Source organism: Paenibacillus pectinilyticus (assembly GCF_001700435.1).
In the GTDB taxonomy this organism is placed as follows: Bacteria; Bacillota; Bacilli; order Paenibacillales; family NBRC-103111; genus Paenibacillus_E; species Paenibacillus_E pectinilyticus.
Genome location: NZ_LYPC01000014.1, coordinates 887336 through 901223 on the forward strand (window position 1 = coordinate 887336; position 13888 = coordinate 901223).

Here is a 13888-nt window from a genome sequence, read left to right on the forward strand (position 1 = left end):
TGAAGATAGATGAGATCGATTGAAGAGGGCATGAAGGGAAAAGTTGCTATTATCACAGGTGCTTCCATGGGTATTGGCAAGGCATGTGTGGAAGCTTTTTGTTACGCAGGAGTTCATGTCGTTGCTGCAGCACGCAGTGTGAACTTGGGTAACAAGCTGGCGCAAGAGTTAACGGCGAAAGGGCCTGGAAGCTGTGTGTTTTTTGAATGCGATGTCTCCAAACATGAGAATGTGAAAGCATTAATTGACTTCACCGTGGAACAATTCGGGCGGATCGATGTGTTGGTGAACTGTGCAGGCTATTTCCCTTTACAGCGGCCGATTGATGAAGTTTCAGTTGAAGATTTTAACGACATTCTGGCAACGAATTTGGTTGCTTATTATGCAGGCTGTAAATATGCCTTACCGTATCTGAGGACGACGAAGGGCAATATCGTGAATATCGGCAGCGTGTTGGGCACGACGGGGGATGAGGGTGCAGCAACGTATTGTGCAACCAAAGGCGGAATTACGACGATGACCAAATCGTTAGCCTGCGATGAAGCTCGTCATGGTGTGCGGGTCAATGAGGTGAAGCCAGGTCATATTTGTACGGAAATGTTTGAGAAGACGACGAGTATGCAAAAGGATCCTGAAGCTTTCTTGGCGTACTCGGAGACGCTGCAATGGATGGGGCGCGGCGGACTGCCAGAAGAAATTGCGACGGTTGTGCTGTTTCTTGCCAGTGAATGGGCTAGTTTCATCACAGGAACGGAAATTCTCGCCACAGGCGGTTACGAGATCGGCGAAGGTCCGAAGAAGCCGATGTTCCCTTGGACGACGATGGAGAAGAAGTAAGTGTTCAGCAGCAACATGAACAAGATGTCGGCCTGTGAGGAGAGAATCCAGTGAGAGAAATAACGATGGCGCAAGCGCTTAACGAAGCGCTTCGCGAAGAAATGGCAAGAGATAACCGCGTCTTTCTGATGGGGGAAGATATTGGCGATTACGGCGGTATTTTCAAAGTGACCAAGGATCTGGCGGCGGCGTTCGGTAAGGAAAGAGTACGGGATACACCGATCTCTGAATCTGGATTTATCGGCGCTGGCGTTGGTGCAGCTATGACAGGTTTGATCCCCGTGATCGAAATCATGTGGATCGATTTCACCCTAGTCGCGATGGATCAAATCCTCAATCAAGCGGCGAAAATGAAATATATGTCGGGCGGACAAACAAGTGTCCCGATGGTGATCCGCACGCAAGGCGGCGGGGGGCGCGGCAATGGCGCGCAGCACTCGCAGAGTTTGGAAACCCTTTTTGCCCATATTCCTGGGATCAAAGTCGTTGTCCCCTCCACGCCATATGATGCGAAGGGTTTGCTTAAAGCAGCGATTCGAGACAATGCTCCCGTGCTTTTTGTGGAAAATAAGATGATGTACACGAAGAAAGGCCCTGTGCCCGAAGAGGACTATATCGTTCCGATCGGTGTGGCGGATATCAAGCGCAGCGGAAATGATGTGACGATTATCAGCTTATCCCGCATGGTCGATTATTCGCTTGAAGCGGCTCAAATTCTCGAACAAGAGGGGATCTCCGCCGAAGTTATTGATCTGAGAACGTTGGATCCGCTGGATAAGGAGACGATCCTTCACTCCGTCCGCAAAACAATGCGCGTGGTGATCGTACATGAGGCCCATCTTTCTTTCGGTTGGGGAGCAGAGGTCTGCGCCATCATCCAAGAGGAAGCGTTCGATTATTTAGACGCACCGATTATGCGCGTGGGGACGAAGGATGTACCGATTCCTTTCAATCGTAATTTGGAAAAAATGACCTTACCACAGGTCTCGGATATTGTGAACGCTGTTAAGAAGCAAGTTAACGCTTTACACGTTTAAAAGGAAGGAAGTGAACGAGACGTAATGATCATTGGACATTTTCATACAGCTTTTACGGTAAGTGATATTGAACGCTCTATTTTATTTTATACCGAATTATTAGGCTTCGAAGTAGTAGGCAAACAGCGGCAATCGAATGACTATACACGGAAATTCGTGGGTTACGCAGACGCTGATCTTTATGCGGCTATGTTGGCGATTCCGGGCGTAGATCACGGTCAATCCAAGCATTTGCTGGAATTGAACCAATATATTACGCCGGCTGGGCAGAAGCTGGATGTACAAACGTGCAACACAGGCGCTGCTCATTTGGCCTTCATCGTCGATGATATTCACAGCACGTATAATTTTCTCGTATCGCATGGTGTTCGTTTCAAATCTGAGCCTGTCGCTATCACAGCAGGGCGCAATGAAGGCGGCTTTACGTGCTATTTCCTTGACCCTGATGGGATTACGCTCGAGATCGTACAACCAAGGCGACAAACGGCCTCATAAGGGATGGAGGGCTTGCGATGCCATATATGACGATTAAGCTGGTTGAAGGCCGTGATTTGGAAACGAAACGCCGTCTAGTTGCAGAAGTAACGAAGGCTGTTTGCGATAGTTTACTTATTACACCTGACCATGTACGGATCGAGTTAATTGAACTTAAAGCTGATCTCTTCAGCATTTCGGGGGAGCTGGTATCCGATACGCGCAATAAGAATGCAGACGGAGGTTGAGCTTGATGCAGGAATCGATCCGTTTACCCAAAATGGAATTGTCCATGGAGGAAGGAAGGATTCAGAAATGGCTAGTGTCCGAAGGGACGTATGTCAAAAAGGGTGAAATCATTGCCGAAATTGAGACCGATAAGGCGATGGTTGAGCTTGAAATGCCAAAGGATGGCACCATTCACAGGTTCCTAGCTCAAGAAGATGAGCTTGTGGCGGTCGGTGCGCCGATTGCTGAATTGCAGGAAGCGGCTGCCTTGGCAGTTGTCGAGCCACGTGAGGCGGTTAAAGTTAGTTCCCCGGCAGCCATGGTAGTTGAACCTGTAACTGCTGCGGTTCCCCGAGATATCCGGCGGATTGCGATTTCGCCAGCCGCTCGCAGACGAGCGAGGGAGCTGGGCGTCGATTATACGATGCTCGTCGGCACAGGGCCGCACGGCAGAATCGTGTATCAGGACTTGGAACGAGCGGCTGCGCTAGCGGCAGTGGCAACGGCAACGGCAACGAAAGCTGGGCAGGTCACGCAGGTCGCTGAAGTCAATTCAGTCGAATTGAAGGGTAAGCCGTTATCCAAAATGAGAAGAACGATTGCTAGGCGCATGACGGAGAGCGTCAATACGATCCCGCAATTCAGTATCAAGAAAACGGTGGTTGTGACCAAACCGCTGGAGATCAAGCAAGTGATTCAAGCGAGCTTGGCCAAAAGCGGTGTCAAGCTGTCATTCACGGATTTTCTGATCAGCGCAACTGCACAGGCCTTAAGCAAGCACCGTGCGATCAATGCTTCCTTTATTGGTAATGCGATGGAGGAAAATTGCAGCATCATCGAGCATGATGCCATTAACATCGGTTTGGCTGTCACGACAGACGCTGGGCTTGTTGTTCCTGTTTTTCGCCATGCAGATGAGTTGGGTGTCGTAGGTATTGCCAAAATGCGTACCGCTAAGCTGGAAAGTGTGCGGAATCAGTCGCTGAAAAGCGACGATTTGCAAGGCGGAACATTTACCATATCGAATCTGGGCATGTTTGAAGTCGATGAATTCCAAGCCATTGTGAACCCGCCAGAAGCAGGAATACTTGCTGTGGGCAGCATTCGGCAAGCGCCTATCGTGATCAACGGCCAAGTGGAAGTGCATGCTGTGATGACATTAACGGGGACATTTGATCATCGCGTTGTTGACGGGGCAGGGGCTGCTGCTTTCATGCGCACGCTTGCTGAATTACTGCAATCCGATGAATGGATATTACTATAACGGAGGCTTGTGTATGGGAGTTGGGGAACGCGCCGAATGGAAGGATCAAGTTGTGCTTCTGGTCGGCGGAGATGAAGTGGGCGAAGCAATTGAAGCTAGATTGAGGAATGTAGGGGCACAAGTCGTAACAACGGTGGGAAGCAGCGATCTAATTAACGCGACGGACATTGCGGAGCTCGTTGAAGCGATTGTACAGCAATATGGGAAGATTGACGTTTTGGTGCATGCTTGGGAGTGTTTTGAAGCGTCTCCAGCGATCGATATGCCTTGGGAGAAGTGGAAAACGCTTGTCCAAACCAATGTCAAAAGCAAATTCCTATTTGCCAAAGAAGCGGGCCGTCATATGCTGGCTGCGGGGCATGGGAATATCGTACTGCTCACCTCGATTGCTGGTCTAGTGGCATCGCCTGGAGCCGCCGCTTTCGCTGCGAGTCAGGGTGCTGTGCAACAAGTTACTCGTACATTAGGTGTCGAGTGGGCTAGACGAGGAATTCGTGTGAATGCGGTAGCTTCTTCACTGCCTGAAGGATCCTTTAACCAAGAACGCATGGTGGAAGTAGCACCGTTAGGAAGACTGCCCAAACCAGATGAGCTGGTGGATACGGTTCTTTATCTGGCTTCTGATGCCTCCCAAATGGTAACAGGACAGATCATTGCAGTGGATGGGGGGTATGTGACGCAATGACGACACTATTTGATTTAACAGGGAAAGTCGCCCTCGTTATCGGTGCAGCAGGTATGTTAGGCGAAGCGCAAGCCATTGGATTGGCGTCTGCAGGCGCAGATATTGTTTTAGCAGATGTATTTCCGAAAAACACAGATGCTACGATTCAATCGATCCAAAATCTGGGTCGCGAAGCCGTATTTGAACAAGTAGATGTCACTTCTTATTCCTCTGTTGAAGCGCTGACCCAGAAGGTGGTTGCGCAATTCGGGCGCATAGACATTCTCGTTAATTCGGCGGGCATTACGCACCGGTACCCGAGTGAAGAGTTCGACGATGCGGTATTCGATCGGATTATGGATATTAATTTGCATGGCATGTTCTATGCGTGTCAATCGGTAGGGCAAGTGATGATGGCTCAAGGCGGCGGGCGGATCATTAATATGGCATCGATATTTGCATTTGCCGGAAATCCAGAGTCTATCGCCTATGCAGCTAGTAAAGGTGCCGTAGCACAATTGACACGTACATTAGCTGTTGAATGGGCTGATAAACATATTGCCGTGAATGGCATCACGCCTTCGTGGTTTGAAACGCCAATGGGCACGCTTTCGGATAATATCGATAGTCTCTACAGCGGGTCTACTCGAAAACCAACCAAAGAAGAATTGTTTAACCGTACCATTGGCAAAGTACCCTTGAAGCGTATGGGGCAGCCCCACGAGATTGTTGGCGCGACTGTATTTCTGGCTTCCCAAGAAGCCTCCATGGTGACAGGGCACTTACTGGCGGTGGATGGCGGTTTCCTAGCCCAATAAATAGATGGATGAATGGAGGCGTAAAGGATCATGAGATTAGCTGGCAAAATAACGTTAATTACGGGCTCAGGCTCGGGCATCGGCAGAAGCAGCGCCTTGCTCTTTGCGCAGGAGGGGGCAACCGTTATTGTCAATGATTTGGACGTTAACAAAGGCAATGAAACGGTAGCCGAAATTATTGGAAACGGCGGTAAAGCCATCTGTATCCAAGCGGATGTAACGAATCCGGATGAAGTCAAAGCAATGGTAGATGAAATTATTCGGACCTATGGTCAAATCGATGTGTTATTCAATAACGCAGGCATTAGTGCAGTTGGCCCTGTGCATGAGATTGAGCTTGAACAATGGGATCGCGTGATCAATGTGAACATTAAGGGTGTATTCCTCCCTTCTAAATATGTGATTCCGCACATGATGGCACGCAAAGCGGGTTCGATTATTAATATGTCCTCCTGTGTGGCCGAAATTGGGTTGGCATTACGACCCTTGTATGGTGCAACCAAAGGAGCTATTTTGTCCTTGACCAAGGGCATGCAAGTGGATTATGCAGCCTATAATATTCGGGTTAATGCCCTTTTGCCAGGAACGATCTTGACTCCGTTTGTAGAAAATTATTTAAAAACCTCCTACGCAGACCCAGAGGCTGCCAAGGAAAATTTGAAGAAGCGCCAGCTAAGCGGGGATATGGGCACACCATCCGACGTAGCTTACGCTGCGTTGTTTCTCGCATCGGATGAATCCCGATTCATGATGGGCGCTCCTTTTTATATCGATGGGGGAGCTACTTTCGGGAAAAATGCCTAGCGGAGGTACGAAGATATGACAGATCTGGAAGCCTTACTTAGCGCATTACATACACGCGAGTTGAACTATAAGCTGTTGACTACTGCCGATGATGGCTGTGTTGTGGTTATGGAGCGCGGTGCACGTATATTAGGCGTTTTTGCTCATAAGGAAGCACGTAATGCGCTGTGGACGAATCCGGAATTGCAGCATATAACGGATGAAGAATGGAATGCAGGCGGCGATCGCATCTGGTTCAGTCCGGAGATCCAGTTTCATATGCCGGATACCGATGGCAGCTATGAAGTGCAGCGTGGGATGGACCCCGGGAGCTATCAGTTAAATGCAAGCACGAATGAGACTGTGCGTTTGGAGATGACTGGTGAGGTTCAGGCATTTCGAGCCAACCATGCAGTAACGATGCATCTGAGCAAAAAGGTGAGCCTCATCCCTGATCCGCTTCGGATCAGTCGCAGCCTACTGGCGGATTACGCCTATGTGGGCTATGAGCAGCTAACAGCGCTCACGCGATTGGATCAGGGCCCTGAACTAACCGTTTCCTTATGGAGTATTCTTCAGGTACCGTTCGAAGGAGTAGCCTTGATCGCCACCCATAATAATGCCGCCTATGCGGATTATGTACAGGATGCCTTCGTAGACGGTGTTACCGTGACCCCAAGTGGCATTGTGATGAAGTTTGAAGGAGAACAACGACGGAAGATTGCTGTGAAAGCTGCGTATGCCTCAGGTCGATTAGGGTATTTCCGGGCGGAGAGCCCAAAGCATTGTACGTTAATTGTTCGTAACTTTGCATGCAATCCCTCAGGATATTACCCCGATGTTTCCTTACTGGATCCGACAGATACGGGCTATTGCGCCCAGTGTTATAAAGACGATGGTTCATTGGGTACCTTCGGTGAACTCGAATACCACTCAGCATCGGTCCAATTGCAGGCTGATACGATCGAGCTTCGCGACCAGAGTCAAGTGTGGTGCTATCAGGGTCATCCAGATGTTATCAATCAAATTGCTATACAGTTGTTAGGCCATCGATTTTCGTGAATGAGGAGATTACGCGATGAATAAATACGATGCTCCTTTTGCTAGAGCTATACATACCAATGAAATCGTCAAACGTTTGCGGATGGACATCATTTTAGGAAAATACAAGCCAGGATCCCGCTTAATTGAGGCTACGATTGCCAAAAATATGGACATTAGTCGCGCACCTGTTCGTTCGGCTTTTCAAATGCTAGCACAGGAAGGTCTAGTCCTCAATCTTTCCAATGGCGGGACAGAGGTGGTTGGATTTTCCGTCAAGCATGTGCTGGACCTGTTTGATTTGAGGCTAATCCTAGAGAAACGTGTGTTGGAATTGATTCTTGTAAGCACGACGTTTAACTATCGACCGCTGCTGGATATTATGGAAACCTTTGAACAGTATAGGAAAAAATCACAAACCACCGAAATCATGAGCGCAGAGACGTCCTTTCTGGATCTCCAATTTCATCGCAGCTTGATTAATATGCTGGATAACAACCCGATTCTAACCGCATGGAATTCGATGGCTAACGTATTTCAAGCGATTCTGGAAATTACCAATATGACGAGCGCCAGCTTTGAAGAATTTTATCATGATCATCGAAGGTTGGCCGATCTCGTCATTCAAAAAAATCCAATCTGTGTAGATGAAATTGAAGCACATATCTCTAAATCGAAGAACATCATTATCGTGCGTATGGAAAAAATTTATACAGAAAATGAAGCTTAAGTTTAGATAAGTAAGAGAACGTGAGGATGGCATGTTGCTTTGGCAACATGTCTATTTCTATGTGTACAAAATAGGGGATAACAATCAGCAAAAATTAAATTTAATGTACAAATCATTGAAAATGTTGACAATATTACTCGGATATTGATAACATAATACTAATGTAGTATTCGCAGGTCTGAATTTTACAACGAGGAGATTAGGAATGAATAAATATGATGATCCATTAGCAAGAGCCATGAGTACCAAAGAAATCGTGAAACGGCTGAGGAAAGATATTATTTTAGGCAAATATCGACCCGGATCACGATTAATTGAAGCCACCATCGCCAAGAACATGGACATTAGTCGTGCACCAGTTCGCACGGCCTTCCAGATGCTGGCACAAGAAGGTCTTGTCTTGAACTTATCCAATGGGGGTACCGAGGTCGTTGGTTTTTCGGTCAAGCAAGTCCTCGACCTATTTGATTTGAGACTTATGCTAGAAAAAAGAGTGTTAGAATTGATTCTAGTAAGCACATCTTTCAACTATAGACCGCTGCTGGACATCATGGAAACCTTTGATGAATATAGAAAAAAAGCACAAACTACGGAGATTCTAAGCTCCGAGACGTCTTTCCTGGATATTCAATTTCATCGCAGCTTGATCAATATGCTAGATAACAATCCAATGCTGGTCGCATGGAATTCCATGGCGAATGTGTTTCAAGCGATTCTGGAGATTACCAATATGACAAGCGCGAGTTTTGAAGAGTTTTACACGGATCATCGGAGATTGGCTGATTATGTGATTCAGAAGAACCCAGCCTGTGTAGATGAGCTTACAGCGCACATTACGAAGTCGAAAGATATCATTATGGTTCGTATGGATAAAATTATTACCGAAAATGAAGCTTAGTTTATATAGAAGAGGGCAGGCGATGGTAGTCGCGCTGCTTTTTTTTGTTTTAGGTATGGAGCTGGGATAGGCGTAGAGCAAGCCGAGAGATTGGCGCGGAATCTAAGCGATAGTTGGCGTAAGCTGATGACGTACATTAGTTTGTGTACCTGGATTTGGCGTGTTCATAACATTGAAATAGAAAGGGCCCCCACGGAATTGTCCAACTCCCAACCCTCCGCCCTAGCCCGCCAGCCCCAGCCTATAGTCCCCCCAACCGCAACCGCAACCGCAACCCCAACCGCAACCCAACCCAACCCGCAACCCCAACTCCCGCCCTACAGAAAACCATAATTCATAAAGTGATAAGCCCACCGCGGTGGCCTATTTGTCCGATTTCATAATTTATCGTGGCCTTAAGCAAGGTGCGTGTGCTTATTGTTGGCAAAGAAGCTAGAAATGCTGGATACGAAGCAAATAAGCATTTGCTATGGTCTAATCACAGGATATGCCAAGAAATGGCGATGAATAAGCAAGGCAGGATTCCTTAAGGAGTAGAAGAATCTCAATTCCCACTTGCTGCACTCTAATTATGTATACAAAATAAAATATAAATCAACATATAAATAAAAATGTATTCTGTAAGCGCTTTTTCTGATAAAATAAAGACATTCTAGTGAGTGGAGAGGAAGGGCTCAAAGGATGTCTAGAACCCCCGTTGTAGAGGAAAAACCAAGGGTAGCCTATGAGGCGAACCGCGGGCAGTTGACCTTGACGAATGGTCGATTGCAGTTGCTAATTGATTTGAAAGATGGCTTGAACCCGCATCAACTGAAAGATATACGAAGCGGGCGGGTGTACGCGGATGGCACGTATCATTGGTCAACGGACGAACAGCCTGTTGTGTGTGGGCAACCGATTTTGACGACAGATGTGAATGGCACTTGCACCGTAGTGATTCCTAGTCGCTTAGGTGAGCTTCACATCGAGCAAACGCTGTGCCTGCCCGGGGAGGAACCGGGAGTTCTCACCGAAGTGATTCGGTTGATCAATAAGACTGATCACGTCTTAGACACATCGACGTTTGCTTGCGGATTTGTTAAGCAGATCCATGATGGTGAGCGGTGGCAGGCTGATGGGGAGCAAGAACGCTTTTGTGATGTCCCGTATCGGCGGCATCCGGAGACAGGTGATTTATGCGATTACACGATGGCCGAAATCGCCACCAAGGACAATTGGTTTACGACGGTCCGCAGTCCCGATTATCATATCCAGCCAACTTCCCTTTGGGGTGCAGAAGGCTGGGCCTGGTACCATGCCGGCAATACGTTGCTGATTAGCAAATATAATCAAGACGCACTGGAATGGTCGTTGCTAGCTCCGATGGAGAGGATGGAACCTGACGGTATGGCCAAAGCCTTACGTTTCGGCGGTGCCGGACGTTGGAAATTGGGCGATCCCGAAGGCGCAGCGGAGCTTATGCCTGGTACCTCGTTTGCGTTTGGTGAAACACGCTATCAGATCCTAGACGGCGAATGGAAGGAAGCCTATGCTGCTTTCCGTACTAATACAGAGCGCAAGGGTCATATGACACCGTCATCTTTTGATCCACCGGTGCATTGGAACGAGCTCTATGATAATTTGCTATGGTGGACGGCAGATACAGCCGACAATCGAGTGAAATATTTTCAGAAGGCAGATATGGTGCTGGAAGCGGAAAAAGCCAAAGAGTTTGGCTGTGGATGCCTCTATTTGGACCCGGGATGGGATACTGCACTCAGTTCGAATATTTGGGCGGAGGATCGTTTAGGTTCGCAGGAAAGCTTCGTGCAATGGCTGGAAGAGAACTATCAGATGAAACTAGGGCTTCACATACCACTAGCCCCGTGGGGCGATGCCGATGCGTATCCGAAGGAAGCCAGCCGTATGGATAGGTCGGGAAATCGGATGTCACACCCAGACAATGATATTCTGCATATTGACGTGCTGTGCAGTGCAAGCTCGGTCTATATCGAGACCAAAATAGCCAGACTGAAGGAGCTTTGTCGTCTTGGCGCTTATTTCCTCTTGTTCGACGGGGCATGGTTTGCCGGTGAATGTTGGGATCCTAGCCATGGGCATTCGTTGCCCTTGACCCATCAAGAGCATCTGGACGCGATCCTGCATATTACACAAAGTGTTCATGTAGCCTATCCCGATGTGATCATCGAGCAGCACGATCCCATGACGGGCCCGGGAACTCCACGTTATACCCCTACATACTTCATGCATGGGAAGCCTGGGGGTTTTGACGAGCTATGGGGAAATGAATATATGATAGAACCGTTGGACGATATCTACAGTGGACGTGCTATTTCCTTGTATTATGCGAATTTAGCGTATAGCATCCCGATCTATCTTCATATTGATTTACGGAATGACAATGAGCATGCGCTTATGTTCTGGTGGTATGCCAGCACGTGCAGGCACCTTGGGGTTGGCGGCACACCGACGAATGGGAAGATATGGGAGAAGCAGAAGAAGGAAATGCAAGTGTACTTGTCTTTAAAATCCTTCTATGCACAAGGCATATTCTATGGCCTAGATGAAACGGTTCATGCGCATACGCTGCGTGATCGCGGAGAGACGGTTATCAACTTTTTTAATCTGGAAACTAAATTGGTACAGCGGCAACTCCAATTTCGCTTGGCAGATGTGGGACTGCAGGGTGAAGTCGTGAGTATCGAAGGTGCTGCGTACAAGGTGACGAAGGACAAGATTTCTTTCAATGTTGTCATCCCGGCCGGGGCTCATACGTTAGTAAGGCTGAAAGTGAACACTGGAAACGAGTAATCAGTGAAAACAGCAGCTCCCTGATGGCAGGGGATCTGCTGTTTTCATGAAAGCTCATTAAACGCCGCGTAAATCGCGGTGTTTTTTCATGTCAAACCTTGTTTAGCTTCGTCGTTCTTTCGGTTTAGTTTTTGGATCTTATGTAAAGTGTGCTTCGTTCCCCATTCGTGCATAGCCGTTAGAATAGGCTCCAAGCTCCTGCCATATTCCGTAATCGAATACTCCACTTTGGGAGGAACTTGCGGATAGACAACCCGCTGAATGATATCTTCAACTTCTAGTTCTCTTAATTGACTCGTCAGCATTTTCTGCGTAATCCCAGGTATGTGTCGTTTAAGTTCATTGAATCGATTCGTGCCATTTTTTAAAATATGCAACAAGATCAGAGGTTTCCATTTCCCTACTAAAATTTCTAATGCATCGTCAACATGACATAATTCCGGTTCTATATTCATTTAGAAGCCTCCTATTCGTTAAGTATCCTTTCGTATACTATGCCACATTTAAGTGCGTACTTACATGTCATCTTCATATCGTTCATAATAGCGTTGTAGCGGATGAGCATAGCAAATAACCGTTACATCTAAACAAAATTATGAATGATAACACATAAATAACTAGAACGAAAGGATGAATAGGTATGGAAAAATATCGCATTGATCCGAGCAAAGGGATGGAGTTTGGCCTTTATTCCTTAGGTGATCATATACCCAATCCGACAACTGGAGAACGAATTTCTGCCAAACAACGGATTCAAGAAATCATTGAGTTAGCCAAGCTAGCGGAGCAAGCAGGGATTGATTTATTTAGTATTGGTGAAAGTCATCAAGAATATTTCACAACCCAGGCTCACAGCGTTGTACTATCTGCAATTGCTCAGGCAACTGACAAAATTAAACTGGCAAGTGCCTCAACCATCATTAGTACATTAGATCCAGTGCGGGTGTATGAGGATTTCGCTACCATTGATTTGATTTCGAATGGACGGACGGAGATTGTTGCGGGTCGAGCTTCACGGGTAGGTAACTTTGACCTATTAGGCTACGATGTTCACGATTATGAAGAACTGTTTGAAGAAAAGTTTGAGCTGTTACTGAAAATTAATGAAGAAGAAATCGTCAATTGGACTGGTGATTACCGCGCGCCATTAAAGAATGCGAAGATACTTCCTCGTCCAGAGCATGGTTGGATGCCGATTTGGCGTGCGGTTGGCGGGCATCCAGCAAGTGCTATCAAAGCGGGTTATGCAGGTGTTCCGATGTTTCTGGCTATGTTAGGTGGACCTGCTACGAGTTTCAAGCAGTCTATCGATGCGTACCGGGATGGGGCGAAACGCGGCGGATTTGATCCATCCGAGCTTCCAATTGCAACGGCTGGTTTCTTCTATGCGGCTGAAACGACACAGCAGGCGCAGAGCGAAGCATATCCGCATACGAACTTAGGCATGCAGCTCATCAATGGACGAGGCTATCCGAAGCAGCATTTCGCACAAGGGGCAGATACGCGAGATGTTATGAATATCGGTAGTCCACAGCAAATTATTGAAAAAATTCTGTATCAACATGAACTTTTTGGACATCAGCGGTATATCGCTCAAATGGATTTCGGTGGTGTGCCGTTTGATAAATTAATGAAAAATATTGAATTGATTGGGAAAGAGATTTTACCAGCTGTCAAAAAATATACGGCCAAAAAATAAACGCTAGGGGGCAAATCATATGAAAATTGTTGGATTATCTGGTTCCAAAGTTGGCTCGAAAACAAGAACGGCTATGGACTATACACTAAAATCGCTTAAAGACAAATATGCTGATGTTGAAATAACACTAATTGATTTAGCCGAATATGATGTTCAGTTTAGTGATGGGCGGATGTATTCGGAATATGAAGGGGATACCAAATACGTAACGCAAACGATCATGGACGCTGATGCCATTATATTAGGAACTCCCGTTTTTCAAGCATCGATTCCAGCGACACTCAAAAATATATTTGATTTGCTGCCTGTTAACGCATTTCGCGATAAAATTGTCAGCATTCTGATGACGGCTGGTTCACAAAAACATTATTTAGTCGCCGAGCAACAATTAAAGCCCATTTTGGCCTATATGAAAGCTCAGATTGTGCAAACTTATGTCTTTATCGAAGAAAAGGATTTCCATCGAAAAGAAATTACCAACGATGATGTCCTGTTACGCATTGATCGTTTAGTTGAAGATACAGTCGTATTAACGGAAACATTCACGAAAATTCGCGAGGCAACCGAGCAAGCTTATGGTTTTTAAACCTATATAAACAATTCA

The 13888-nt window shown here is 46.8% G+C and carries 15 protein-coding genes; 14 read left to right on the plus strand and 1 reads right to left on the minus strand.

Annotation, left to right across the window (positions count from 1 at the left end):
- Positions 1-9 precede the first annotated feature (9 nt).
- The 12 genes from A8709_RS10755 to A8709_RS10810 all read left to right on the plus strand — a co-directional run bounded on the left by A8709_RS10755 (position 10) and on the right by A8709_RS10810 (position 11585).
- On the plus strand, positions 10-837 hold the full coding sequence (locus A8709_RS10755; protein ID WP_084224816.1) for an SDR family oxidoreductase: 828 nt from the start codon (positions 10-12) through the stop codon (positions 835-837).
- Positions 838-887: 50 nt separating this feature from the next.
- Positions 888-1874, plus strand: coding sequence for an alpha-ketoacid dehydrogenase subunit beta (locus tag A8709_RS10760; protein ID WP_279615854.1), 987 nt, complete (start codon positions 888-890; stop codon positions 1872-1874).
- A gap of 24 nt (positions 1875-1898) precedes the next feature.
- Complete coding sequence (locus A8709_RS10765; protein WP_065852344.1) at positions 1899-2369, plus strand: VOC family protein; 471 nt, start codon at positions 1899-1901, stop codon at positions 2367-2369.
- A 17-nt stretch (positions 2370-2386) separates the two neighbouring features.
- Positions 2387-2596, plus strand: a complete 210-nt coding sequence (locus A8709_RS10770) for a tautomerase family protein (protein WP_065852345.1) — start codon at positions 2387-2389, stop codon at positions 2594-2596.
- Between the two features lie 5 nt (positions 2597-2601).
- Entirely contained in the window at positions 2602-3840 is a 1239-nt protein-coding gene (locus tag A8709_RS10775; protein WP_065852346.1) for a dihydrolipoamide acetyltransferase family protein, read from the plus strand.
- A 13-nt stretch (positions 3841-3853) separates the two neighbouring features.
- Entirely contained in the window at positions 3854-4525 is a 672-nt protein-coding gene (locus A8709_RS10780) for an SDR family NAD(P)-dependent oxidoreductase (RefSeq protein WP_065852347.1), read from the plus strand.
- Positions 4522-5322, plus strand: a complete 801-nt coding sequence (locus A8709_RS10785; protein WP_065852348.1) for an SDR family NAD(P)-dependent oxidoreductase — start codon at positions 4522-4524, stop codon at positions 5320-5322. The genes A8709_RS10780 and A8709_RS10785 overlap by 4 nt, the downstream gene beginning before the upstream one ends.
- A 30-nt stretch (positions 5323-5352) precedes the next feature.
- On the plus strand, positions 5353-6126 hold the full coding sequence (locus A8709_RS10790; RefSeq protein WP_065852349.1) for an SDR family NAD(P)-dependent oxidoreductase: 774 nt from the start codon (positions 5353-5355) through the stop codon (positions 6124-6126).
- A gap of 15 nt (positions 6127-6141) precedes the next feature.
- Positions 6142-7167, plus strand: a complete 1026-nt coding sequence (locus tag A8709_RS10795) for a DUF6786 family protein (protein ID WP_065852350.1) — start codon at positions 6142-6144, stop codon at positions 7165-7167.
- Between the two features lie 16 nt (positions 7168-7183).
- Positions 7184-7876, plus strand: a complete 693-nt coding sequence (locus A8709_RS10800) for a GntR family transcriptional regulator (RefSeq protein ID WP_065852351.1) — start codon at positions 7184-7186, stop codon at positions 7874-7876.
- Positions 7877-8081: 205 nt separating this feature from the next.
- Complete coding sequence (locus A8709_RS10805) at positions 8082-8774, plus strand: GntR family transcriptional regulator (RefSeq protein WP_065852352.1); 693 nt, start codon at positions 8082-8084, stop codon at positions 8772-8774.
- A gap of 681 nt (positions 8775-9455) precedes the next feature.
- Positions 9456-11585, plus strand: a complete 2130-nt coding sequence (locus A8709_RS10810; RefSeq protein WP_065852353.1) for a hypothetical protein — start codon at positions 9456-9458, stop codon at positions 11583-11585.
- A gap of 86 nt (positions 11586-11671) precedes the next feature.
- Here A8709_RS10810 and A8709_RS10815 read toward each other — a convergent pair whose 3' ends face one another.
- Positions 11672-12040: a winged helix-turn-helix transcriptional regulator gene (locus A8709_RS10815; RefSeq protein ID WP_065852354.1), complete on the minus strand. Its 369-nt coding sequence runs from the start codon at positions 12038-12040 to the stop codon at positions 11672-11674.
- A 185-nt stretch (positions 12041-12225) separates the two neighbouring features.
- Between A8709_RS10815 and A8709_RS10820 the strand changes: the two genes are divergently transcribed.
- Together A8709_RS10820 and A8709_RS10825 are read left to right on the plus strand one after the other, a co-directional pair.
- Entirely contained in the window at positions 12226-13284 is a 1059-nt protein-coding gene (locus A8709_RS10820) for an LLM class flavin-dependent oxidoreductase (RefSeq protein ID WP_065852355.1), read from the plus strand.
- A gap of 19 nt (positions 13285-13303) precedes the next feature.
- Positions 13304-13870 (plus strand): NADPH-dependent FMN reductase, encoded by a 567-nt coding sequence (locus A8709_RS10825; protein ID WP_065852356.1) that lies wholly within the window; start codon positions 13304-13306, stop codon positions 13868-13870.
- Positions 13871-13888: the final 18 nt, after the last annotated feature.